The sequence below is a fragment of the Nostoc sp. UHCC 0870 genome (assembly GCF_022063185.1).
Taxonomy (GTDB): domain Bacteria; phylum Cyanobacteriota; class Cyanobacteriia; order Cyanobacteriales; family Nostocaceae; genus Trichormus.
Map to the genome: position 1 here is coordinate 730,519 of NZ_CP091913.1, position 25,854 is coordinate 756,372.

Annotated in this window: 21 protein-coding genes; 8 read left to right on the forward strand and 13 right to left on the reverse strand. The window is 41.6% G+C overall.

The window, feature by feature from the left end; genetic code table 11:
• Positions 1–213 precede the first annotated feature (213 nt).
• A complete protein-coding gene (locus L6494_RS03165; RefSeq protein ID WP_237991415.1) occupies positions 214–681 on the reverse strand; it encodes a hypothetical protein in 468 nt (155 codons plus the stop codon).
• A 160-nt stretch (positions 682–841) separates the two neighbouring features.
• On the opposite strand from L6494_RS03165, the gene L6494_RS03170 reads away from it, so the two are divergent.
• Complete coding sequence (locus tag L6494_RS03170) at positions 842–1,993, forward strand: homospermidine biosynthesis protein (protein ID WP_237991416.1); 1,152 nt, start codon at positions 842–844, stop codon at positions 1,991–1,993.
• Positions 1,994–2,069: 76 nt separating this feature from the next.
• Here the strand turns inward: L6494_RS03170 and sppA are convergent, their stop codons facing one another.
• Positions 2,070–3,905 carry a signal peptide peptidase SppA gene (gene sppA, locus L6494_RS03175; RefSeq protein WP_237991417.1) on the reverse strand — a complete coding sequence of 612 codons (1,836 nt, stop codon included), beginning with the start codon at positions 3,903–3,905 and terminating at the stop codon, positions 2,070–2,072.
• Positions 3,906–4,157: 252 nt separating this feature from the next.
• On the opposite strand from sppA, the gene L6494_RS03180 reads away from it, so the two are divergent.
• From L6494_RS03180 to L6494_RS03190, 3 genes are all read left to right on the forward strand, one after another.
• Positions 4,158–4,796 carry a hypothetical protein gene (locus tag L6494_RS03180; RefSeq protein ID WP_237991418.1) on the forward strand — a complete coding sequence of 213 codons (639 nt, stop codon included), beginning with the start codon at positions 4,158–4,160 and terminating at the stop codon, positions 4,794–4,796.
• A 127-nt stretch (positions 4,797–4,923) separates the two neighbouring features.
• Positions 4,924–5,364 (forward strand): YidH family protein, encoded by a 441-nt coding sequence (locus tag L6494_RS03185; protein WP_237991419.1) that lies wholly within the window; start codon positions 4,924–4,926, stop codon positions 5,362–5,364.
• A gap of 139 nt (positions 5,365–5,503) precedes the next feature.
• The gene (locus tag L6494_RS03190; protein ID WP_237991420.1) at positions 5,504–7,054 is read left to right on the forward strand and encodes a calcium-binding protein; all 1,551 of its coding nucleotides are present in this window, start codon (positions 5,504–5,506) and stop codon (positions 7,052–7,054) included.
• A 61-nt stretch (positions 7,055–7,115) separates the two neighbouring features.
• Here L6494_RS03190 and L6494_RS03195 read toward each other — a convergent pair whose 3' ends face one another.
• Complete coding sequence (locus L6494_RS03195) at positions 7,116–7,640, reverse strand: DUF937 domain-containing protein (RefSeq protein ID WP_237995774.1); 525 nt, start codon at positions 7,638–7,640, stop codon at positions 7,116–7,118.
• 371 nt (positions 7,641–8,011) lie between these two features.
• On the opposite strand from L6494_RS03195, the gene L6494_RS03200 reads away from it, so the two are divergent.
• Genes L6494_RS03200 through L6494_RS03210 form a run of 3 tightly spaced genes read left to right on the forward strand, consistent with a single transcriptional unit; the run spans position 8,012 to position 11,536 of the window.
• Complete coding sequence (locus L6494_RS03200; protein ID WP_237995775.1) at positions 8,012–9,559, forward strand: YcjF family protein; 1,548 nt, start codon at positions 8,012–8,014, stop codon at positions 9,557–9,559.
• Between the two features lie 2 nt (positions 9,560–9,561).
• A complete protein-coding gene (locus L6494_RS03205; protein ID WP_237991421.1) occupies positions 9,562–9,789 on the forward strand; it encodes a hypothetical protein in 228 nt (75 codons plus the stop codon).
• A gap of 7 nt (positions 9,790–9,796) precedes the next feature.
• Entirely contained in the window at positions 9,797–11,536 is a 1,740-nt protein-coding gene (locus L6494_RS03210) for a serine/threonine-protein kinase (RefSeq protein ID WP_237991422.1), read from the forward strand.
• Positions 11,537–11,605: 69 nt separating this feature from the next.
• Here L6494_RS03210 and L6494_RS03215 read toward each other — a convergent pair whose 3' ends face one another.
• Both L6494_RS03215 and L6494_RS03220 read right to left on the reverse strand, forming a co-directional pair.
• Positions 11,606–12,247 (reverse strand): hypothetical protein, encoded by a 642-nt coding sequence (locus tag L6494_RS03215; RefSeq protein ID WP_237991423.1) that lies wholly within the window; start codon positions 12,245–12,247, stop codon positions 11,606–11,608.
• Positions 12,248–12,635: 388 nt separating this feature from the next.
• A complete protein-coding gene (locus L6494_RS03220) occupies positions 12,636–13,250 on the reverse strand; it encodes a cytochrome c oxidase subunit 3 (RefSeq protein WP_237995777.1) in 615 nt (204 codons plus the stop codon).
• Between the two features lie 156 nt (positions 13,251–13,406).
• On the opposite strand from L6494_RS03220, the gene L6494_RS03225 reads away from it, so the two are divergent.
• Positions 13,407–13,760, forward strand: a complete 354-nt coding sequence (locus L6494_RS03225; protein ID WP_237991424.1) for a four helix bundle protein — start codon at positions 13,407–13,409, stop codon at positions 13,758–13,760.
• Positions 13,761–13,883: 123 nt separating this feature from the next.
• Here the strand turns inward: L6494_RS03225 and ctaD are convergent, their stop codons facing one another.
• The 8 genes from ctaD to L6494_RS03265 form a co-directional block, all read right to left on the reverse strand.
• Positions 13,884–15,551 (reverse strand): cytochrome c oxidase subunit I, encoded by a 1,668-nt coding sequence (gene ctaD, locus L6494_RS03230; RefSeq protein WP_237991425.1) that lies wholly within the window; start codon positions 15,549–15,551, stop codon positions 13,884–13,886.
• A 14-nt stretch (positions 15,552–15,565) separates the two neighbouring features.
• On the reverse strand, positions 15,566–16,492 hold the full coding sequence (locus L6494_RS03235) for a cytochrome c oxidase subunit II (RefSeq protein WP_237991426.1): 927 nt from the start codon (positions 16,490–16,492) through the stop codon (positions 15,566–15,568).
• Positions 16,493–16,579: 87 nt separating this feature from the next.
• A complete protein-coding gene (locus tag L6494_RS03240; protein WP_237991427.1) occupies positions 16,580–17,185 on the reverse strand; it encodes a DUF2231 domain-containing protein in 606 nt (201 codons plus the stop codon).
• A complete protein-coding gene (locus L6494_RS03245) occupies positions 17,182–17,682 on the reverse strand; it encodes a DUF2231 domain-containing protein (protein WP_237991428.1) in 501 nt (166 codons plus the stop codon). Before L6494_RS03245 ends, L6494_RS03240 begins: the two co-directional genes overlap by 4 nt.
• A gap of 1,145 nt (positions 17,683–18,827) precedes the next feature.
• Positions 18,828–21,440, reverse strand: a complete 2,613-nt coding sequence (locus L6494_RS30945) for a formylglycine-generating enzyme family protein (RefSeq protein ID WP_330911064.1) — start codon at positions 21,438–21,440, stop codon at positions 18,828–18,830.
• 8 nt (positions 21,441–21,448) lie between these two features.
• Complete coding sequence (locus L6494_RS03255; RefSeq protein WP_237991429.1) at positions 21,449–22,477, reverse strand: AAA family ATPase; 1,029 nt, start codon at positions 22,475–22,477, stop codon at positions 21,449–21,451.
• Positions 22,474–23,919: a VMAP-C domain-containing protein gene (locus tag L6494_RS03260; RefSeq protein WP_237991430.1), complete on the reverse strand. Its 1,446-nt coding sequence runs from the start codon at positions 23,917–23,919 to the stop codon at positions 22,474–22,476. Before L6494_RS03260 ends, L6494_RS03255 begins: the two co-directional genes overlap by 4 nt.
• A gap of 3 nt (positions 23,920–23,922) precedes the next feature.
• Positions 23,923–25,836: an alpha/beta hydrolase gene (locus L6494_RS03265; protein ID WP_237991431.1), complete on the reverse strand. Its 1,914-nt coding sequence runs from the start codon at positions 25,834–25,836 to the stop codon at positions 23,923–23,925.
• Positions 25,837–25,854: the final 18 nt, after the last annotated feature.

Sequence of the window (25,854 nt, forward strand, 5' to 3'; positions counted from 1 at the left end):
AACCGTAAAAAATTTAAAGATTCGGTTAGTTTTGCTAAAATTTCCAAATATTTCACCACAAGCTTTAGCCGGCGATCGCTCCAATTTAAAAAAGGTTAGCGATCGCTTGCTTCTATTAATATTTCGGTTTTAACTTGTAGTTTTTACGCAGAAAAATATTTTAGCTGCAAAAGTTTATACTTGGTAGACAGCAGTAGACTTTGTAACTGAATACTATTGACTTAGAGTTTTGATAAAGCCTACAGTTAACAGATGCTGCCCTAAATTAGCGTTAAAGTTCTTGAGTTGCCAATTCCAATACCTTGGATTCGCTTCGACTCTAACAACTGCAACATAAGGTTTGTTCTCTTCCCAAGGGTGTTGCCAATCCATTCTCATATATGCGATAAAAGCACCTTCGTTAGCAAAGTATGTGCATTCTTCGACTCTTGTCCGTAGACCCATCGGTAATAAGAAATACAAGTTTTTCTCTTGAGTTACAATTTTGGTTGCATAGCTGCTAGCGGTATTATGTACTTGATAAGGACAGGTTTGGGTAGAAAGTGCAGGTTTATGAGTAGCTGCAATCATACTCACAACTAATGTCGGTATGACAAACATTGTTTGGAGTAAGGATTGGCAACGGGGCATTTTTTGGGTAGAGTTCTTGGCGGAATAATTTTTCTTAGAGAAAGTAAGCATCAACCTAACCTCTTGTATTTCAATCAAGCTTCTTCTGTAAGTAGTTCGTGGCTAGATGGAAAGAATTACGCAACCCGCCGAAATTTTTGCCCCTTTTTTCCCAAGTCTGAAACGCCAGTTATCATTAAATTCGGCGTGTTTACTATTCGGGAGTCTCAAAATGGCAAAACATTTGGGTAAAAAAATTGCCCCCATACCGATGTCAGCTGATATTAGTGTGGTGGATTTAATTGATAATTACTTCACCGCCTACAACTCGGCGCGGTTGCGGGAAGCCTGCCAAATCATGAGTCGTGATGTACTTAAAGATGGTGTCACCGTGGGAGTTAGCCTTTCCGGTGCGATGACACCAGCCGGTTTTGGGGTATCTGCACTAGCACCTCTAATTCGGAATGGCTTCATTGACTGGATGATTAGCACGGGTGCAAATCTTTACCATGATATGCACTATGGCTTGGGTTTTGAGTTGTTTGCCGGCAATCCCTTTTTAGATGATGTGAAATTGCGTGAAGAAGGCACAATCAGAATTTATGACATTATTTTTGGCTATGATGTCTTGCTAGAAACCGACGCATTCATCCGTAAAATCCTACAAGCTGAACCGTTCCAAAAGCGCATGGGAACGGCTGAGTTTCATTATTTGCTAGGTAAATATGTGCGGGAAGTAGAGAAGCAATTGGGAGTTCAGCATTCCTGCTTACTAGCTACAGCCTATGAATGCGGCGTACCTATATATACATCTTCCCCTGGTGATAGTTCCATTGGGATGAACGTAGCGGCGTTGGCGTTGGAAGGTTCGCAGTTGATATTAGATCCAGCCATTGATGTTAACGAAACAGCTGCGATCGCCTACAATGCCAGAGAAGGAGACGGTAAAAGTGCGGCTGTTATTCTTGGTGGTGGTAGTCCTAAAAACTTTTTGCTACAAACCCAACCGCAGATTCACGAGGTCTTGGGATTGGAAGAACGGGGACATGACTTCTTTGTCCAGTTTACTGATGCGCGTCCTGATACTGGTGGTTTATCGGGTGCAACACCTGCGGAGGCGGTTAGTTGGGGTAAGATTGACCCAGACGAATTACCCAGCACTATTGTTTGTTATACAGATAGCACAATTGCCCTACCTTTGCTTACAGCTTATGTCCTCAACCAGTGCCAACCCCGTCCCCTGAAGCGGTTGTATGATCAGCTACCCACATTATTCGATAAACTCCGCACCGATTATTTAGCAGCCAAAGACCAACCAGCAGAAAAAGTTGCTCCTGATGCAGAGGTAGCAACTTATCCCTGTGGGACACCTATTCGGAAATAGTGAACAGTGAGGCTTTAGCCCTTAAGGGAGGACTAAAGTCCCCACTACAAACCTTTAATTATTTACGCCCACTTACTTACTCAATTTTTAAATTAAAAGGCAAACGAGCGTAAATACCTTGGGGGTCGTTCATATTTTGCATAATTGCTAGTTCCTGTTGGATCTTTTGGAATTCAGCCGTGAGGAGATTACTTGGCTTCATGTATGATTTCTGCACACCTAAAACGGTACTGGCTTCTTCAATTGCTCGCCCAAAAAAACGTTCCCCCAATGTGCCTTCTTTCGGATATTCTTGTAACTGCCAATCTTTGCCGAGTTTGGCTTGTTTGGCGGCGTATGTCAGGGCTGCATTTAAACCACCAATTTCATCAACCAAACCAATTTGTTTAGCTGCTACACCAGACCAAACTCTACCTTGAGCTATCTCTGCTACTTTTTGTGATGGGAGTTTGCGACCTTGGGCAACTTTATTGAGAAATAGATTATAAATACGGTCAACACTGCGTTGATACAGTGCTAATTCTTGGGGTGATTTGGGACGCGAAAAGGTTTGACTATCAGCATAACGAGCGGTTTTTACAGAATCCCAGGTAATACCATTGTCATTGGCTAGCTTTTGACCATTTAGTAACACCCCAAATACACCTATTGAACCTGTAATAGTATTGGGTTCAGCAAAAATGCGGTTGGAATCGCTGGCTATCCAGTAACCACCGGAGGCGGCGACATCTCCCATAGAGACGACAACGGGTTTGACTTGGCGCGTTAATCTGACTTCTCGTTGCATCACTTCGGAGGCTGTAGCACTACCACCAGGACTATTAATTCTTAAAACAACAGCCTTGACATTTTTATCTTGGCGGACTTTGTTCAAGATAGTAGCAAAGCGATCGCCTCCTATTTGTCCACTTTCACCTTTACCATCGACAATCTCACCCTCAGCATACACTACAGCAATTTTATTCTTAGCTTGGCGTTCTACAGGTAAAGTCTTGTTAGGTACTGCTGCATAATCAATTAAATTGATTTGGCGGAAGGTCTTATCATCTTTATCACTATTAGTTAATTTCTTTAAATCAGCCACGACCTCATCACTGTATGCTACTTGATCTACTAAACCGTTAGTTTTAGCTGTAGTGGCTTCTAATGATGCTTGAGTATCTGCGATCGCTTGTAACTTTTGTGGGGTAATTTTCCGGCTTTTACCTACTGTCGTGCGCCATTCTCCCCAAATATCATCTAATAACTTCTGGGTTTGTTCACGGTTTTCTGGGCTAAGTTTATTTAGTAACAAGGGTTCAACTGCGCCTTTGAATTTCCCCACGCGGACAATCTGCACCCCAATCCCATATTTTTGTAATGCACCCGCTAGAAATAATGGTTGGCTACTCAAACCATTAATTTCCATTGCACCAAAGGGGTTCAAGACGACAGTATCAGCGACCGAACTGAGATAATATTCCTTTTCTCCCCAGTCCACACCATAGGCGACAACCTTCTTCCCAGCCGCACGGAATTCTTCTAAGGCTTTGCGAATTTCTTTCAGGGAAGCAAAACCTAAGTTACTCGTTCCTGTGCTGCGTGTTGCATCTAGATAAATACCGACAATCCGCGAATCACCCTTAGCTTTTTCGATGGTGTCGAGAACACTACGGAGTGTCATTCGTTCATCCCTGATACCAGACAAAGTATTTTGTAGCAACTCACCAGAACTAGGTTTTCTATCGGTGATGTTCGTTGATAAGTCAAAAACCACCATTGACTTATCTTTAACTACAGGCCCTGGATCTTTGGAACTAGCAATAGCAACCAATAACAAGAAAAATCCAACTGTACTTACACCAGAGAAAATAATTAGTCCTAGTACAGTTCCTAATAAACTAGCAAAAGTTTGTTTTAAAAAGTTATTCATTAGTAAAGTTATTCATTAGTTTTTAGTTAATACTCATTAGTGTATTTTTCTCCCCCTGATCCCCTGATCCCCTGATCCCCTGATCCCCTGTCACCTGTCACCTGTCCCCTGTCCCCTGTCCCCTCCGTGTCTCTGTGGTTTAAAATCATTCATCTAACCACATAGAGAAGATGTTAACACTTGTTAAAAACGGCAACAAAATAGAGCAATTGGGTGATCCAATTCTATCAGATGCAAATAGGAGCAAAAAATATGCAATTTAAAAATATTATTAACACATCTATCTTTGGTATAGCATTGGTCGGTAGTGCGATCGCTTCTGTACAGCTATTCATCCCACAGCAACCAGCTTTCGCCAGAGACTCATTAGGGGAATGTATACAAGACCTCAGAGACTATGGTGTTTCTGCACGAGAGGCGGCGAACATTTGTAGAAACCAACGGGATAGAGATGATAGAGATGATAGAGATGATAGAGATGATAGGGATAACAACAGAGACAGAAGAGGTAGAAACCGGTATATAGAATTACGTGCTAGGTCTGGACGCACCCCCGAAGGACGCTGGCGTTATTCTGCTGCTGGTGTGCAGCATGATGCTATGCGAAGAGCCGGCTGTCAACATATTTCTGGGAATGATTGGCGTTGTGCTACACCTAAAATCCGAGTGCTAATCCGAGACCAACAGGGACAGTATAGAAACCGAAACCAGAGGGTGCAGTATATAGAATTACGCGCTAGGTCTGGACGCACCTCAGAAGGACGTTGGCGTTATTCTGCTGCTGGCGTACCTCATGATGCTATGCGAAGAGCCGGCTGTCAACATATTTCTGGAGATGATTGGCGTTGTGCTACACCTAGAATCCGAGTCCAAATCACAAATAGATATTAAATTAAGTAGGTTAAAATCCCCGACTTCTTCGAGAAGTCGGGGATTTGGTTAGGATCGCTCTATGTGTGACAACTAAGTTACCAAATTTTGCGAACACCTACGGTGGGGCGCAGCCCATCGCCATCCAATGAGTAAAACCCCAAAAATTGACCGTCAAAGAGAACATCAAGCCAACGAGCGGACTTTTTTAGCTTGGTTACGTACTTCTATAGCTTTAATTGGCTTTGGGTTTGCGATCGCTCGTTTTGGGCTATTTTTACGTCAACTTAATGTTGTCATAACACAAAAGGAAACATCCGTAAACCCCTGGTTTAATTCAGAAAACTTGGGGATTATGTTAGTCGTTTTCGGTATTGTCACCATCGCTTTGGCTGCATGGCGTTACAATCAGGTGTTTTGGCAAATTGAACGCAGTGACTATCAACCGAACCGTTGGGCAGTTTGGATTATGACTGGAGTAGTCATGACTTTAGGATTACTGAGTATTCCTTTGCTCCTATTGCGGAATCATGTTTCACCACGTCCATCATCTCCCCTTCAGCGTCAGTCTCGCAATTTTGACAGTTGAAGAATTTTTTCGCGGGATACAGCCTGTTTTTGAGTTTAATAAATGAAATGTATCAATCCCTTAACCTACTCATGATATTTATATAAGAGTGTAAATATATTTACACTTTGTAACTCTATGTAAGGGGAGAGATATTGACATGAAAACTCAAATCGACCAATTGCAAACCTATATTCCTTCAACTGTATCCTCTCAGGAGTTACTTCTCATTGATAACGTCGTTGTCGGTACTCCGTTCAAAGATGTTCTCCTGGGGACTCCCTTGAATGATCTGATACTTGCCCTGGCAGGAGATGACCATATTATTGGCAGTTTTGGCAATGATATCTTAATTGGGGGCGCGGGAATTGATACAGTTGACTATAGCGAACTAGGTCAGGCAGTTACCTTAGAAGCGACTGGGATTCTTAAAAAAGGCAAAGCTGGCACAGATAGACTATTTGAGATAGAGACTATTATTGGAGCGAAGGGAAAAGCCAATACTATCGATGCTTCCACCAGCACAGGTACAACAACATCCATTAGCGTTAATCTGGCAGCTAACAGTCTAGTCGTCAATGGTGTTCCAGGCATTGGGACGCTGAATTTTACCGTTCAGAACTTTGTCAACGTCATCGGTACTGCACAAAATGACACTATCGTTGGTGATAGTAACAATAACCTATTGATTGGTGGTCAAGGCAACGATGAAATCTTTGGGCTTAACGGTGATGATGTAGTGCAGGGTGGAGATGGTGATGATGTCATTGGTGGAGGACACAAAGGTAATATCTTCACCTCCAGACGTAGTGATGGCAACGATACTTTATACGGTGGTAGCGGTAACGACATCTTAATCGGAGGAACTGGTAACGATCTCCTAGATGGCGGTACTGGTTTTGATACGGCTAACTACAGTAATTTGGGTGTTGCTATTACCTTACAAACGTCTGGTATTGTCAACAAAGGTATAGCAGGTACAGATCAGATCCTCAATATAGAAAGCATCATTGGTGCAAAAAGACAAGCCAATAAAATAGATGGTTCTACCGGCACAAGTACAACAACTTCATTCAACGTTAATCTGTCAACTAACAGTCTGATAGTCAACGGTGTTCCAGGGTTGGGTACGCTGAACTTTAACGTTCAAAACTTTGTTAATGTCACCGGTACTTCACAAGATGACAACATCGTTGGTAATAACCAAAGTAACTTATTGATTGGTGGTAGAGGGAATGACCAAATTTCTGGTCTTGGTGGTAAAGACACCATCATTGGCGTTGATGCTACAAATCGCCAACCAGGTATCAACGAAGTAGATATCCTCACCGGAGGTGCAGACCCAGATAAGTTTGTGCTAGGAGATCAGCTAAATCCTTACTATGTAGGAGGTGGAGGCTTTTTAGGTCTGAATGACTTCGCCTTCATCACAGATTTCCAGACTGGTCAGGATCAAATCCAACTGAAAAAGTTAGGAAATTATATCTTCGGACGCAACTATATTGCGATCGCTAATCAATTACTATTAGAGACTAGCAAAAACTCTGATGATTCTCTGCTAGTCGCCACTGTGGATGAGATTGTCAAAGCTAACGGTGTGTACGATGCTTCTAGTCGGAGTAATCTAGAATCTTCCTCAATATTTTCTAGTTTTGATATCGTCTCAATTTTTGCCACTAGCTATAGCCTCAGTGATATTCACTTTGTCTAAAAAACTGTTGGTGTAATAGAACAGGCAATCTGCAACTACACCAACTAATTCTGCTATCCACCTATCTACTCATATACCGACTAGCCATTTGGATAGCATCAGCAATATCAACATCGCCGTCTCCATCTGCATCCAAAAAGTTATTCAGTATAGGATTACCGGCAGTTTGAGGATTTTGGGCATTAGTACCAGATTTCAACAAATTCAGCACTAAAGGCACAACCACAGGTAGCAATTGTTGAATAGTGCTAGCATCTAAACCAGTACGCTGGGCTGTTACTCCTGCTACTTGCTGTTGTGTGTTTGGAGAAAATAGCGAATTGACGGCTTGGGGATCAAAAGAAGTCCCCGCATACTGATTTACTAAAGCTTGGGCTGATTCATTGCCCTCTGTGGCTTGCTTTTGTTGCAACGCACCACGTACATAATTACCCACAACACCCACAACAGATTGGATAGTTGCAGGATCTGTGCCAGTTGTATTACTCAAATCCTGTACAGTTTTGACAATAGTTTCTATTTGACCCATATTACCTTGTAAATTAGGGTTGCTCACAGCACCGAGAATTTGATCAAACAGTCCCATCGGTTGATTTCTCCTGATTGTTTTATTGGCAAAGGCAAGAGGAGACACAAACAAGTCATATCCAAGTTTGGATAATTTAGTTATGCTTCCAACAGTCATTAATCCCCTCCTCGTTCACGGGGAGGGGAGACAAAGCGTAGCTATGGCGGGGTGGGGTTCTTCTGGTTTCATCAGCAATCAAGCGGACATGATATCAAAAGTTGAATGTCCCCAATCTCCATTCTCTAAAAATCCTGCCTGCAAAACTAGGAACTTAAGGATGAGAAATAGGGGGAGTGATCGCAAATCCTAGCTCTAAGTAAGACAATGACTAATACTGAAACTATTAAGATTATAAACATCTGGGTAATGAATATTGAACCATGCCACCCATACCTTTGTCGCGCCTAGTTACATTAATTGTTGGTTTAATCGTCATTCTGGGACTCGCCCTGTGGCTGATTGATTCCCTATCTCGCCTGTATTGGCAATTATCCTATTCCCCATTGTTGGGCAATTTGCTGCTGTTGCTGCTAATTCTCCTTGTTGGTGGTTTAGTTGCAGCCTTTGTCTATTACGTCTTAGTATTGCAGGCTGGTGAACAGCGTTCCCGCCGTAGCCGGAAACGGGTGACACCAGCACAGATTCCCGTTGTCAAATCTGACGCGGCTTCTTCTACCCTGCAAGCTGTACGCCAACAGGTAGCCCAAATTCAAGATGAAGTCACACGCCAAGCTTTACTAAGTCGGACAAAAGAAATTGAATCTAACTTAGCTAGGGGTGAGATTCAAGTTGTGGTATTTGGGACGGGGAGTGCAGGCAAAACTTCCCTGGTAAATGCGATTATGGGGCGGATGGTAGGCAAAGTAGACGCGCCAATGGGGACAACTACCGTCGGGGAAACCTACTGTTTACGGTTGAAAGGATTAGAACGCAAAATCTTAATTACCGATACACCGGGAATTTTAGAGGCTGGGGTGGCGGGAACGGAACGAGAACAATTAGCTAGGGCGTTGGCGACAGAGGCAGATTTACTATTATTTGTGGTGGATAATGACTTACGCCGTTCAGAATATGAACCGTTGAAGGGTTTAGCAGAAATTGGTAAGCGATCGCTTTTAGTTCTCAATAAAACCGACCTGTACACCGATGAAGATAAGGAGTCGATTTTAGCACGACTGCGGCAACGGGTGCGGGGATTTATTGCTACAAATGATGTCGTAGCGATCGCAGCTCATCCCCAATCGGCTCAACTAGAAACCGGGGAAACCTTCCAACCCGAATCAGATATTGTCCCCTTACTGCGCCGCATGGCAGCAATTTTAAGGGCTGAGGGTGAAGATTTGATAGCAGATAATATTCTTTTACAATCTCTGCGGTTAGGAGAAGAAGCCCGTAAACTCATCGATGCCCAACGCCGCCGCCAAGCTGATAAAATTGTTGATCGTTTTCAGTGGATTGGGGCTGGCGTAGTATCAGTTACGCCTCTGCCTGTAGTAGATTTACTAGCAACAGCCGCCGTCAATGCCCAAATGGTCGTAGAGATTGGCAGAATCTATGGTTGTGAATTGAACATGGAACGGGGAAGAGAGTTAGCCCTGTCATTAGCCAAGACTATTGCTAGTTTGGGTATAGTTAAAGGAGCAATTCAACTACTAACTACGGCTTTGCAGTTAAATGTAGCTACATTTGTAATTGGGAGAGCCATTCAAGGGGTGACAGCTGCATATTTAACCAGGATTGCCGGTAAAAGTTTTATTGAATATTTCCGCCATGATCAAGACTGGGGTGATGGCGGTATGACAGAAGTTGTACAGCGACAGTTCCAAATGAATCGCCGGGATGAATTTATTAAAGCATTTGTGCAGGAGGCGATCGCCAAAGTCGTCAAACCACTCACACAAAAGTCGGAAGTTGTGGACGAAGAAATAGAAAGATAGTCATGAGTCATTACTTTTTCTCTTTCTGTCCCCAGTCCCCACTCCTGCTATTACGCTGGAACTTAATTGTGATGTTGTGCAACTTATTATTAACGGAGCTAATTTTTCAAGTAAAAATACTTAACAATTTTGCTGCTAATTATGAAACCAATCTCCTACTGATTTATCTAGAAGTCATTCCGGAAACAGTAGGTAAGTCAGAGAAAATTAATATAGGACTAACTCAGTAACCAGCTCATGAGCCACCACATGATCGGTAAACTACTACAAGCACGCTACCAAATTATCCAAAGCTTGGGTGCAGGGGTATTCGGACAAACTTACCTAGCGGTAGATATCAACTACCCACACACACCTCAATGTGTAGTGAAACAACTTAAGGTTAACAATTTACACCCCAGCTACCTCGACACCATCAGATTACGTTTTCTGACGGAAACCTCAACCCTCCAGCGTCTAGGAACTAACGCCCAAATTCCCGAATTTATCGCTTGTTTTGAGGAAAATGAGCGGTTCTATTTGGTACAAGAATATATTTCAGGTCATTCCTTGACTGCGGAACTCCCCATTAGTCAACAGTGGGGGTGTTTGTGGAGTGAAGAAGAAGTCATGGCATTTTTAGAAGATGCTTTAGGAATTTTAGAATTTGTTCACTCCCAAGGTGTCATCCATTGCGATATTAAACCAGAAAATATTATTAGACGTGCTGTTAACGGCAAGTTAGTCCTGATTGACTTTGGCTCGATCCAATCAATCAATTTTGGCATGGATGGCGACTTATCGATTTATCAAGCTCCAACTACTTCCTTGGGTTACATCCCGCCTGAGCAATTTATTGGTCAAACTCAGCCCAATAGTGATATATATGCTTTGGGGATGATTGCAATTCAGGCTTTAACTGGCTTAGAACCACTGCAATTAAAAGTAGATCCTCAAACTAATGAGATGATTTGGCGTTCTTCTGATACACCAGTTAGTGATTATCTAGCAGCTATCCTCAGCCAGATGATCCGCTACAATTACCAAGAACGTTTCGAGTCGGCGGCTGACGTGTTGCGTGTCTTGAGACAAATGGTGTGGGAAAGTACACTCGCACAGTGTCCGCCAACATCAGAGAGTGAACAGACGCAAGCAGAACCAACTTCCACATCATCACCATTACTCACAGGAATTAAAGTCGGACTGGCGGTAAATTCTTTATTGATGGGAGTCGGAACTTATTCTTTATTACATAGTGCGCCGACACCTACAGAAACAGATATTTTATATAAAGCCACAAAACAATATCAAGCTGGGGATTTACAAGAAGCGATCACACTTGCTAAATCGATTCCATCTTATAGTAATGTTTATCCAGATGCTCAAGCCACTATCGAAACCTGGCAACAGCAATGGCGAGTAGCTGCACAACAATATTCTCTAGCTGAACAGGCTTTGGCTGAGGGTAAATGGTCGGATGTGATCAAAGTAGCTAACGAAGTTCCTGATATTTTATATTGGCAAGTCAAAGTTAATGAATTAACACAACGAGCCAAAGGGAATATTGAAGCAGAAACACAAAAATTATTAGCTAAAGCCTACGCCAAAGCTGAAGCCAGAGATTTTTCCACAGCATTAGAATATCTGCGCCAAATTCCCAAAGAAAGCACAGCTGGAGCTTTGGTACAAAAAAAATTAGTCGAATACAATCAAAAACGCCAAGTTAGAGCCGCCTACTTTTTACATCAAGCTCGTAAACAAGCATCTCTTGGTAACTTTGATCACGCTGTAAATTTTCTCCGCAAAATTCCCAAAGATACCCCTGTATATGCTCAAGCTCAAGTCAAGCTGAATGAATACAGCCAAAAGCTACGTCCTCAAAACCAAAGCCAAAACTTAGCCTACAGCGTGCTTTCCTCAACTCGAAACACCCCACCAGTGATGAGAGTGGAAAATGTACAGCCTGACAATTACTTACAGGAAGTTAATATTAACTAGAAGAGTGCTGAGTTGTGAGTGCTGAGTGCTGAGTGCTGAGTTAAAAAATTACTCATTACTCATTACTCATTACTCATTACTCAGCACTGATATTAACCCTTGTTTGTAAGCTTTTCTAAGAGCGATCGCTTCTGCTACGATTTGTTGGGCAGTTAATCCTTCCTCATCCATCATTGCTTGTAAGGTTGTACCAGTTTGCTCTAATTCTTCGTGAATTGGCGGAATTTGGCAATATCTCCCACCATTCTTTAACCGCCGCCAAATACTGAGTTTTTCAGCTTTTTTAGCTCTAGGAGTGCGCTGTTTTTTCATCAGCGATCGCACAGTCTCTTGGTTAATTACACTTAAATCCAGCAGTCTATCTAGCACTGATTGATACTGCTTACTTCTTTCTGCTAATTGATAGATAGTTCTTGGCTCAACTTGAGCAAAATCTTGCGGTTCAAACTTCCCAAAAGCGGCGGCAATCTTGAGATACTTCTTCTCTTCACCTTCCCAACCCTGATCAAAAAGTAACTTTCTATACTCCCTTAGAGATAAATGATGTTTTTGCTCTGCCAACCAAAAAGCATGATGCAAAATCGCCTTGGTGACATCAGTAAGAGCTTGAAAAGAAAAATTTTCAGTCGCATCAGGCTGTTCTGGAGTGTATTGCTCAAACTTGTGTGACTTAACTGGGGTTGCAGTTACACCTTGCCTTGATGTCATCATAGTCATGATCTCACAGTAGGGTTTTTCTTATAGACAAGACAACTTTGATTGGTAGATGTGATTCTCCACCAACTAGATGTCATCGCCAAGAATAAAAATCTCTTTAGTACAATTGTACTGTAGATTCTCAGAAAAAACCTAAACCCAGCTAAATTTTGTGCCAATCAATAAACCCCTTGTCTATCAAGAGGTTTAGATAATTTAAAATACCAAGCAAATAACCCTGATTAAACCTCTGTGTTACTTTGCGTGAACCTCCGCGCTACTTTGCGTTTAAAAACACAAAAAATATTTTCCCAGTGCAAAATTATCTCAAAATAACTGGCTAATAGCCACATTCCTAGCTATTAGCCACATAATTGATATTCTGCTAGAAGATTAGTTAGTTCTACTGCCAAACGTAGAGCATAACAAACAAAACAATCCAAATAACATCGACAAAGTGCCAGAACAAAGAAGTGGCATTTACACCGAAGTGACCTGTATCGTAATTGCCAGGAATAAACGATCGCACCAAAACCATCACCTGTAATAAAATACCAGTGAAAACGTGCAAACCGTGGAAACCTGTTAACAGGTAGAACATTCCGCCAAATGTGCCAGAAGTAAAACCAAATTCTAGGTTGCTCCATTCAATGGCCTGTCCTACCAAAAAGTAGCCACCCATCAGGATTGTTGCGGACAAAAAGATGCGGAATAACCGTAAATCGTGGCGTTTGAGGGCAACTTCTGCCAAATAAATCACAAAACTACTAGCAACCAACACTACAGTATTAATTGTTGGCTCTTTAACTTCTAACCCAGAAATTCCAGGTGGTAGCCAGTTAGGATTTGAGAGTTTATAGACAATATAACCAGCAAAAAAGCTTAAGAAAATTACACTTTCAGAAAGTAAGAAGACAATAAAACCAAACATTTTATTTCCTTCTTCATCGTGGCCGTGTTCGCCACCTGCGTGATGCAACGGTTGTTGCAATTCATCTGGGAATAAAGAACTGTCCATAGGGATGTGTAGGGGTGTAGGGGTGTGGGGGTGTAGGGGTGTAGGGGTGTGGGGATTGGTTTTTATATCCCCATATCCTCCTACCTCTACACCTCTTTTCAATTTCATGGGACTTGAGATAAAACAAGTCAACACTGATTAATGAAAGAGCTATCAATGCAGTCATATCGTGATTTGAAGGTTTGGCAAGAAGCAATGAATCTTGCCGAAGCTTGTTACAAAACAACACAAGCCTTTCCTAAAGTAGAAACTTACGGAATGATTTCACAAATTCGACGAGCTGCGGCATCAGTTGCAGCGAATATTGCAGAAGGTTATGGGCGAAGAACACGAGGTGAATATATGCAATTTTTGTACATCGCCCAAGGTTCTTTAAAAGAGCTAGAAACACATTTATTATTGTCTATTCGTGTTGAACTAGCTCCATCACACCTGATTACTCCTGTGTTCAATCAATGTGAATCGGTCAGTAGACTTTTATTACTTCTGATTCGTTCATTGGAGAAATAGGGGTGTAGGGGTTTAAGGGTGTAGGGGTGTAAGGGTGTAAGGGTGTAGGGGTGTAGGGGTGTAGGGGTGTAAGGGTGTAAGGGAGAAATTTGTACTCATTCTTTCCCCTATACCCCCATACCCCTATACCCCTATACCCCTTTCTTCCGTTAACGGCTCAGATTTACCGTATCCGTAGGGTTCAGAAATAACTACGGGAATCTCTTCAAAGTTTTCTACTGGTGGGGGTGAAGATACCAACCACTCCAAACCAATAGCGCGCCAAGGATTATCAGGTGCTTTCTCACCTTGCATCCAAGAAACCAGCATATTGAAGATGAAGGGCAATGTAGACATCCCTAGTAAGAATGCACCTAAGCTAGCAACAATATTCCAGCCTTGATATTCTGGTGCGTAGGAAGCAACTCGGCGTAACATCCCTTGCAATCCTAGGGGGTGCATGGGGAAGAAGTTGAGGTTAGTACCGATAAATGCCAACCAAAAATGGATTTTACCCCAACCTTCGTTGTACATCCGTCCAGTCATTTTGGGAAACCAGTGATAGATGGCTGCATACATCCCCATCGTCACTGTCCCGTAGAGGACATAGTGGAAGTGTCCAACAATAAAGTAGGTGTTGTTAACGTGAATATCAACGGGTACTGAGGAAAGCATAATCCCGACGATACCCGCGAAGACGAACATAATTAAACCACCCAAAGCAAATAACATGGGTGTACTCAGGCGGATTTTTCCACCCCAGATAGTTGCTACCCAAGCAAATACTTTAATCCCTGTGGGTACAGACACCAACATAGTAGTCATCATGAACACCATCCGCATCCAAGCGGGTGTACTACTGGCGTACATATGGTGTACCCAAACAATGGCACTGACTACAGCAATCAGCATTGAGGAAATCGCCACTACTTTGTAGCCAAATAGAGGCTTACGGGAGTAGACCGGGAAAATTTCTGAGAATACACCGAAAATGGGCAGAATAATCACATAAACGGCAGGGTGGGAGTAGAACCAGAAGTAATGCTGGAACATCACCGGATTACCACCATTGCTGGGGTTAAAAAAGCCAGTCCCAACAGTGATGTCAAGTAACAGCATGACTGCACCGGCTGTTAAGGCAGGTAAGCCAAACAATTGAATAATCTGTGCGCTAAATACTGCCCAAACAAACAGAGGCATCCGAAAGAAGCCCATCCCTGGCGCACGCATTTTGACGATGGTAGTGACAAAATTGACTGCCCCCATAATGGAGGAGACACCAGAGATAGCAACGGCCAATAGCCAAACTACTTGCCCATTAAATAAGCGACCTGTGGGATTTTGAATACTCACAGGGGGATAAGCCCACCAACCAGATTGGGCTGGGCCACCGGGAACAAAAAAGCTCGCCATTAAGAGAATCCCGACGACAGGGACCATCCAAAAGGCGGCAGCGTTGAGGCGAGGGAAAGCCATATCCCGCGCCCCAATCATTAGGGGTACTAAGTAGTTAGCTAAACCAACTAAGGAGGGGAATGTCCACAAGAACAGCATCACAGTGCCGTGCATGGTGAACATCCCGTTATAGACTGTGCGGTCAACCAAGTCTGATTCGGGGGTAACTAGTTCTCCCCGCAGAATCATGGCAAAAATACCGCCGACGAGAAAGAAAATGAAGGAAGTAACGAGGTATTGAATACCTATAACTTTATGGTCAGTGCTAAAGCTGAAATATTCCTTCCAGCCGCCGCCAGAACCGTGGTGCGGCTTCTCCAGAGGGAGATCAAGCCTTTTAATAGGGATATTTGTCATCGCTGAAATTCCTTTTATCCTGGATAATTAACCAAAGGTGCGGGGGCTGGTACAACGGTTTCCCAACCTGTTTTGACTGACTGACTAGCTGTTTGAGCGTATTCAGCAGCAGCTTGGTTGTAGGCTGGCATGGGTTTATGTGAGGCGGCTTTGGTTAACCATTTTTGATAATCTTCTGGAGATTCCACAACCACGTTCGCTTCCATCGTGGCGAAGTATGTACCGCTATATTGGGAATCGGTCAGACGATATTGACCTTCGCGGGTGGGGGTAAATTCAAAGTTGATGGTCTGGTTGGGAACGATGTCTTGTTTGAGGCGGAATGCAGGGATGTAGAAGCCGTGGAGTACATCTTGGGAATGTAGAGCCAAATGCACACGGCGATCGCTTGGTAAATGCAACTCGGTACTGGTAACATCGTTTTCAGGATAGTGGAAGACCCACGCCCATTGCTTTGCCAGAACATCAATGTTTTCGCTGGGTTCGGCTAAAGCTGTATTATCTTCCTCGCCAGTAGCCGCATAGGCCGAGTTCATGGCAATGGGGTTGTGTAGGTGTACCAAGGCTGTAGAACCTTGAATCCCCATTTGCTCATAAATTTGGTAGCTATAGCCGGCAATCCAAAACACCAAGAAAATCGGGATAGCTGTCCAAACTACTTCTAGAGTGACATTACCCTCAATGTGGGGGCCATCACTCAAGTCATCTTTAGCCGCCCGATGGAACAGCAAAGAGTAAACAAGAACAGCAGTTACTCCTAGGAAGATGAACGCGCCCAGAGTCACCAAGAAGCTAAATAAATCATCAATCAAGTGAGATTCAGCCGCCGCTTGGGGGGGCAACCAGGAATAGGCTAGTTTACCTATCCAGAGACTGATAGTAGAAATTGCGATCGCTCCTACTACCAATATCAAAATATTGAGAAATTGGCTGAGTTTCATAGTCCAATAGTCATTACGAATTGGGAATTAGTAAAAAATTCTCCCTTGTCTTCTTCCCTGTCACCTGTCACCTGTCCCCTGTCACCTTCACTTAAGTACGGTGTTGAGATTTTCGCCCAAGCGCAGCAAGTTATCAGCAGTGTTGTGTACGCCAAATTCAGCAGCTAATTGCGCTCCTAAAGTGCCGTGGAGATACATAATAAACATGATGAATACCCCTGCGGCCAAATAGCTCCATTGCACTTGTTGCTCTGATTCCACAGACCAGACATAACGCTGCCACGCTCTCCACAGGGTCATAACGGCAATTAAACCTAAAAGAAATACACCACCTACCCCATGCCAAAGCATCGTTTGCATGGCTTGTAATCCCCAGGTACTTTTGAGGTCACTGGATGGTGTGGCTAGGAACATTTCGTAAAAACCTGCGGCCACTGTGAAAAAGGTGATGACGGTTGAACCCACCATGTTGTACCAACCAACATCAAAGAAGTTTTCCCGTTCAACAGTTAGCCCCAAAAATTTGAATACCCATTGTTGGGAGGGGAAGAGAACGCCAACGATATCGAAGGTAATACCAATGATGAATAAGCCCAAAGTCAAATGGACTAGGTTGGGATGAATCGGAATGGTGTAAGGTAATCCGTTAGCTCCTAATTGGACATTTAATTGGTCAATTAGTTCTGAGTTCATGGCAGCATTCCATCCTTGACAGCTTCAACAACTGGGACTGTGTGCAGCCCATAGACCCAAACGAGTTCATCTCCGAGATAGACTTGCATACCCACAATTAAGACTAAAATTAAGCCTGCTCCCAAGTAGTGGACAGGGATTCTTTGGGGGTCACGCGTCCTAAGAACATAACGCCAAGCTGTCATCGCGGCGAGAATACCCGACAATGACCAACCAATTAGTGTATGCAGGTTCAGTACAGACTTAACCACTTCATAGGGTTTTGCCAAGCCAGCTTCAAACTGACCGAAAATAATGGCAACAAAAATGGCAATGGTAGCAACAAACAAATTCCACCAACCCACTTCATAAAAGCGACTTTTACCTGTAAAAAACCCAATGGCATCACAAGCAAAAGCAAACAAAACCATCGCAATTACAAAGTGAACAACAATAGGATGGAGCGTGTCCGGGTAGGGTAAATTGTGGTCATTCAAAGATGTAAGATAATCAAGCATTCTACTCTCCTAGGCATATTGCCTCACCTCAGTTCAATCTCAATAATTGACATTCACTCACATCAAGATCGGCATTCATCCATGACCAAGACTTTTTGATGAGATAGTCGTAGCGAAATCTGGTCAGATGATGATTAGCCAGTGTGTTGTCAAATTATGTGAGGCTATTATTTATAGTCAGGGATTGAGTTTAATTCATTTGTTCATACTGATAAGCTACTACAGCGATTTTTAATTTACCTAACAAAATTGCTGTCGTTTGTTGATTTGGTGAGACCTATTTATTAGCTTAAGGATTTTTTCAATACTTGTCAAAAGTTATTCAAAGTTTTTTTAAATTTCTTTGATTAGCAAAAACAAGTCCTTTATAATGTATCTTTCCTTGCCATTTAGTATATTGCATATACAAAATATTTAAATGTGCGATCGCAACATTCGTTAATTATTATTTTGTGATTACAATTACAATTGTTATTTAGTAAAGATAATCAGCTAGAAATAATTAGTAATTCAAATAGTAACGTAAATTTCTATTTATAAAATTCAGTTCTGATTATAGAAAATAATTTTTATCTAATTAATAAAAAAGTAGGAATAAAAGTATTAACCTACTAGTACAACACGGCGGAAATAAACAGACCATTCCAAATCAATGAAACGCTTAAGTAGAACGATTTGAAAAAAACAAACTATGTTAAGTAATGCAAAAAGACTAGGATTGATTTCGTAGTAAGGACTTTAGTCCTTTTTTGTTGGCGTAGCCTCTCGTAGAGAACGCAGAGAGAACTAAAGTTCTCACTACAAACCTTTAATTACTTACCCTGTTCTACTTACACTGTATTCATTTTGAATTTTGAATTCCGCCTTGCGGTACTAGAGGAATCCGATTTGTTTTATAGCGTTTCCTAATCACGTGAGATATATCATAGCCCCCTCCTCGCTTGCGGGGAGGGGGTTGGGGGTGGGGTTCTTCTATCTCACTAAAGCGAGAACCGCTATATATACTTCCAATTCTCTTGACAAAAGCCACCATTTCTTAGATACTATTAATAGTCGTGCAAATATAAAAAAATATCGACCGCCTTCTGCGGGGGGTTAAGGGAAAAAGAAAAAGCGCAGAGGATAAAGGGGAAAAGTGTAAAGAATTAAGTCCTCGCGGCGTAAATCGCAACCCGAAAACCAATGTTGATATCCCTGCTGCCCGGACCATAGTACTCACGAGACGCAGAACGGCAATACCTCGGAAGACTGAGCCAAGAACCACCGCGCAGCAGCCTACGGGATTGATTGTCATTCTCATTATCTATGCTTATCCATGCACTACCATTTGTAGGCGCGGCTTCATAATTTTCATGCCAATGGTCAGCGCAGCATTCATATACATTTCCGTGCATACCGTATAACCCAAAAGCATTAGTCAATTTAAATCTGCCTACTGGGGTTGTTTGTTCTACAGATTTACCTTTAAGAGCATCACCATAGGGAACTCCATCATAGTAATAATTTCCTAAATCCGGTGAGATAGTCTCGCCAAAGTGGAAAGCAGTTGTCGTGCCTGCTCTACAAGCGTACTCCCATTCTGCTTCGCTAGGCAGTCGGTAGTTTTTTTGTGTATGTTTTAATAGTCTATCACAAAACTCTACCGCTTCATACCAAGAAATTTGTTCTACTGGTAAATCATCACCTTTAAATTGCGAGGGGTCAGGCTGGAGTTTGCGGTTTACTTGTTCTAAAGTAGCCACAGCCCGCCATTGAGCTTGAGTAATGGGGTACTTACCCATAAAGAAGGGGGGGACTATGACTTCATGTTGGGGGCTTTCGCTATCGTAACGTTGAGCTTCCTCTGGCGGTGAACCCATCATAAATTTACCACCGGGAATTGCAACCATTTCTAGGGTGATGTTGTTCCCCAGATTTTCGCTAAAATATTGGGCTGTTTTGGTTTCTGACTTGATGATTTCACCGCGACGGTTGACTGTAACAGTTGTAAATTGCTGGGTTTGTAAATTTGATATTCCTATATAGCTCTGAGTAATTTTTTGCTCAATTCGCTGACTCATCTCAGCATATTTCCCCCCTAATAACTGTAGAGTTTGAGCGGTAATTTGAGCAAATGGCAAATAATCTGAGTCAATTTGTACATCAGTATCAAATAAAATTGCATCAAAATTTCTCTTTGATTGCTTTAATTGCAACTCTCGATTGATAAACTCAGATAGACAGAGAATTACATTAATAGTCTGGCTTTTGCGGGTGATTTTGATCAGTTCTTCTCTGACACCAGGATAAAACTCATACTTTACCTCTTGTTTTAGTTTCAGACCTAACCCCCCAACCCCCTTCCCTAGTAGGGAAGGGGGAAAAGTTAAAGCCTCTCTCCTTGTAGGGGAGAGGTTTGGAGAGGGGTTTTCCAGATCCCGTGAAAAGTCAGCTACATTTGTAGGCGATAGGTTTGGGGAGGGGTCTAGTATTGGTTGGAGTAAACCTCCCATGAAAACTTCGGCTAGATGAACTGCACTAGAGTCTGGTAAGAGGGTTTGCTGAATGAGTCGAATTACAGGTAAGCTAACGGGAGCAGCAGCCATCATCCTTGCTAGTTGACGAGATAATGGGTATGCAGCAGCTTGAAAACGACTCACCCTAGCTTCAGCAGAAAGTTTGTTGTCTTCCTTAGCATTCTGACTAACTTGAGAGTTAATGTTTTCAATTTCTTCGGGGAGAAAAACTAACCCTGGTGTCCTACTTCCTCCTACCCCTGCTAAAACTTTTGCCCAATTTTTCATCGGGAAAGCTTCTAAGGTGACAATGGGTAAAGTCAAAGCTTGGGGGGAATTAAATTTTTTGTCTGGAGGTTGGCGGGTTTTTAATAATCGAGTATTGGGAACGCCGGGAGTTTGGGAATATAATTGCACTTCCATTCCCCACGCTAAAGCTGTGCGCGACCATAGGCGTTCGGGTAATAATTGCAGCAGTGAGACTGGTTGAATTTTAGCCCAATTTCTCAAGATTTTTAGTAAAGAACCATTGTGCCAAATTGGTGATACACAGTCACTAACTAACCAAATTAAACGCCTACCACTGGGGTCATTGAGTTCTTTAAAACTGGCTTGACGGTGTTGTAGATAAAGTTCTATCTCGCCTGCATCACCCATTTTTAAATACCATAGGGTGACATGACGAAATGCACCATGTCTTTCTAAAAGTTGTTGAAATTCTATTAATATTTGTCGCCACAGGGGAAGCCTTGGTGTTTCTTCAATGACTAAGGCGACTTCTAGCCAGCGAGTCAGGACAGGCTGAACCACCGGTAGCCAGAAATCTTCTTCAGCAATGCTGGTAACGGTGGCTTCTTCATTTAAAACCGTTTCAGTGAGGGAAGGGACTTGTCGCATGAATGGACGGAGCGATCGCCCTAATGCTAAAGTATTTCTTAATGCTAGGGGATCAGTAATTTTAATTGGTAATCCCGTTGATGTAGGTTCAGATGCAGCAGCTTGATGAGGGGGAGTATCTACATAAGCAGGAGCAGTATTTGTGACTGTTTCCACCTGTTCAGAAACATTACCCGGTTGAGAATTTAGAGTCGGTGATGAGGTGGTTTGAGAATTATCTGGAGTAGTAACAGGCGCGACTTCCGCAGTATCAATTAATGGATTTATTTGCACCATTAACCAGATAATATCTGCTAACTCTTGCGCCGTTAGGTCAATTTCTGTTTCTTGTGATTTAGGTGGTTCTTTTTCTGACGGCGCAGACATATATCCTCTCAAATTAAATTAGATAAATCCTGTAATAATTTCTCTATAAACTTATCTTTATTATCTTTATCCATCTCTGGGAATTTTTTTCTAGTAACGAGGTAGATGACATTTAATAGCTGGTCAGTTGCTAATTGCTTTTTGTTTCCTTGTAATTTTAGATATTTTTCGATAATCGGCTGGGCTTTTGCTAAAATAGCTTTATCTGGATCATCCTTAAAGTGAGCCGCAACAATTTTTTTCAAGCGTTCATCATCCGGTTCTGGCATAGTTAAACGGATACAGCGACGTAAAAACGGTGGTGGAAAATCGCGCTCTCCATTACTAGTGAGAATGACAAAAGGGAAAGCTTTACAAGCAATTTTTCCTCCTGGAATATCGACTTCTTCATTTTCAGAAGTAAATACAGTGACGTTAGGTTGCTGTTTTTTAATCCGCGCTAATTCGGGAATATCAAATTGCCCTTCTTCAAAAATATGCAGCAGATTATTAGGTAAGTCAATATCACTTTTATCAATTTCATCTATGAGCAGAACTCTCGGTTTTTTATCTTGACTTTGATACAAAGCTGTGCCTACAGCCCCTAATCTTAGATATTTACCAATATCGTCTACTTGAGGAGAGTCTGTTTCGTCTGTTTTCTTATCTAAATTTGGTCGAGAATCCTGATTTTGGTTTCTGATACTCTGTAAGCGTCCTACTGCATCGTAACTGTAAAGACCCTCTGTTAAAGTGGAACGTGTGGTGATGTTCCAGCGTAAAACTTTGCCTAATTTTAATTGATGCGCTATGGCATAGGCAAGAGAAGTTTTTCCTGTACCCGGTTTACCTTCAACTAATAAAGGACGGCGCAAGTATAAAGCTGCATTCACCAATTCTACTTCTTCATCTCTAATTTGAAACGTTGCCCCCCGTTTTTCCTCTTCCGTTTTTTTTCCTGCGGTGGAACTGAAACTACGCCAACTCGGTGCTGGAGGTAAGCGTTTAATTCCGTCATGGGGTTCACGTTCTTTTTGAAATATTTTCCAATCGTTCATTGCAGTTGATAGTTAGTAGGAATTAGGCGGTTTGGATCGTCCCAAATCAGGGAAATATGCAATTGTGACTGACAGCGTTCTTGAAATATTTTCTCTGACAGTTGTAATAATTTATCCCGTAATAAACGATTGAGTTGTGTTTCACAATTACCTTCTGGTGGTTCACTTCTCAGCCAGAGAGCGATAGGTGTTCCAGAGCAATATAAAGCTGAAGCCATTTCTTCGTAACTTGATTGTAGAGGCGATATCAATTTTAATCCAACAATATTTTCATTTTGTAACTGACCCGTGAGAGTATTCAGATCATCTTTAAGATCACTGTTTAAAAATTGGTTTACAGGAACACCACATTTTTTAACACATTGCCATTTATCACCCCATTTACCTTGATATAATTTATATATGGGTTTGAGTCTGTCTGAAGAACGGATTCTGACTTGATGTGATGTTCCTACACAAATTTTATCTAAGGGTTCAAATTTCCATTGATCTACTTCCCAGCCAAACAAGGAAGAAGGCAGAAAAAACTCAATAATTAAATCTTTAATATCTTGTCCTTTTTTACGAGAAATTTCAGCAATGAAATCTTTAACTATTTCTTGAATATGTTCCTTTGTATAATATTCTTCCTCTGTATCTTGCATCTGTATTTTGGGTTGCTGATGCTTTAAAGGTATGAAGCTATCTGCAATATTCTCCTTTGCCAACCAACCAGAAATTTGAAATGAATTTGTGTAAGACTGGCTATTTTTAATTTCAATGATTAAATAATATTTCCCTAAAGATTTTTTATATTCCGCTTTGAAATTTGTCACAGATTTGTTAAAATCTAACATAGTAATAGATTGATCACTACGAATGTGTTTTCTGATGATTTTTTGTAAATTCTTGTTAAATTGAGTATATTTATTAATATGTTTATTTTCCAAATAGCCAGCTAACCGTGGCAGAAATTGTCGAATAATTTCTTCTTCGTTGAAATAGTCTGCTAAATCAGATAATGAATCTTGGTCTAAATTATATAATGACTCATCTAAATCAGGGTCTTTTTGCCATACAGCATCTTGATACACTTGTTTGACACATTGCCAAAATGCCTCATCTTGTTGAGAGAATATATTTCTTAAATCATTAATTAATTCACTATCTAAATTTTCTTCTTTCAACTTAAAAAGAGATGAATCTTTGGGATTTTCATCATTTAACTGCTTAACATATTTTTGATAAGCTGTAGAGTTGTTTTTTTCAATTTCTGACAAGAATAGAGATAATTCTTCTTTATGCTTCTCAAAATAGTCCAAAATGATATTATCTCTTGAACTTTTTGACTGTCCAGCAGTAAGCTCTTTACGGATAGGCTCAAATTCATCAAGAGATTTATCAAGTTCTGGATCGGTCAAAGCTTCGATTAATTTCCGTAGAAGTCCACGCTTGTACTGCATTAACTACTTACCTACTACCCAATAATCTTGCCCGTTTTGTTGCATTTGCTGTAATCCAAATCGTTGGTTAGGTGATTGATTATGATGGAGCAATGAGTACATATCTTGGAGCAAATCGCGGGCTTCGGCAAAATATCCATGACCTAGAAATGTTAAATCAATATTAGAAACCTCTATTGTATCTATGCCATCAACAACTGTAATGGGTGGAGAAAAACCAGCACGAGGATGATCATGAATAATACCTGATGTTGCTAAAGCTTTATCTTTAGATGAAATGTACAATGTTGTCCGTTCAGCGAGTTTTTGATAAGCTGCGGCTAATTGTTGAAATAGATCAGGATCAACATCAGGAGCAGCCAGAAATATTTGCCCAAACCGGATGTTACTGTCGGCTTGCACTTGGGTTAAAATTCGCTGCATGACTCTAATTAAGCCACGATTCCCCATACTATGAGCAATGATATGAATTTTTTCTGCGCCACTGTTTTGAGCCAAGTTGAGTAAGAACTCAGCAATATATATCTCGCTGGCTTCCATTGTGGCTGCATCTGCTATGTAGCTAGCTAGTCTTCCTCTTGACGGCCAGCTATAGAAAGCCATAATCCCCGGTACGTCTAGATCAAACCCAATCTGAGCGGCGCGCAAGGCTGCATCTTCAAAACTGACGTTAAAGCCGTGAATGTAGACTAAAGCAGAACGCTTATCTAAGGGATTTGCTTGTAAAGTCTGTTGGACTTGTTGTAAAAAAGCTTGTTCCTGAAGCAGTTTGAGACTATCTTCTTGTAGTTTCAGCCGATCATCCGTTGAGTTTAATAATCTATATAAGAAAGAAGAACCTGTAGAGCCGAATTTATGAGATTTTGGTACTGCTACTTTACAAGTACCATAATGAAGATTGCGATCGCGCTGTCTTGAAAATCCTTGAGATATATCCTGGGGGTTATTGGGTTTGCGGTTAGTCCCAAACCACAGGGGATATATGGTAGTTTCAGACTGTGGGGGAGGAGGGGAAAGAGGACCACGAGTTACTCTTGTTGTGATAACTTCTCGGTCAAGGATTGATGTATCACGAGTGATGAAATGGGGTACTACACTATCTGGCAAACTTCTGAGTTTAATTTCAGCAATACCAGAGTTAAAAGCAGTGTAATATTGCTGTCCATCGGCTAAACTTCTATAAAAACCTGCTGAAAATGCTACGGCAGATCGATCATCAATTTCTTTTTTCATCCCGACAACACAGCTAACTTTATCTGCTAGTGCATCGGCTTTTTCTAATGAAAAGCAAGCATTGAGTACCACACATTCTATTCGTCCATCAAGCACAACTAATAAATTTGCCAGTGCTTCTGGAGAAACTAGATGCTGTTCTCCTTGAGCGTTATTTAAAATAATTTCACCACTGGGGCTGCCGTGACTACTAAAGTGTACAATTAGCGGTTTATATTGACGTAAATATTTAGATAGTTCTTCTACATTAACGGCTATTTCGACTTTAACTATATAGTTTTTTTCTTGGTTTAGTTGTTTAAATTGCTCTCGAATTAGATTAGCTTCTTTCTCCAATTGTAGTAGTTGAGTACCGATGGGATTGGCGGCGAGAAATAAAATATCGCAGGTTTTTTCTTCTGGGATAATATCTTGCTTTGGCGGTTCTGGATTGGGGGTAATTTTTAACGCCGAAACGTGCTTTTCATAAGCTATAGGATTGCAATTTTTAATGGCTGTTAATAATACAGGAAATTCTTCTTGATGTTTTTCAAAATAATCAAGAATTATGTTGTCTCTCAAAGCTTGTGGCTGTCTATCTGTAAACTGCTTCCGCACAGCCGGAAATTCATCAAGTGCTTCTGTGAGTTCCGGCTCGGTTAGAGATTGGATTAATTTCCTAAGAATCCTGCGATCGTATTGCATTGGCTACCTACTCAGTGT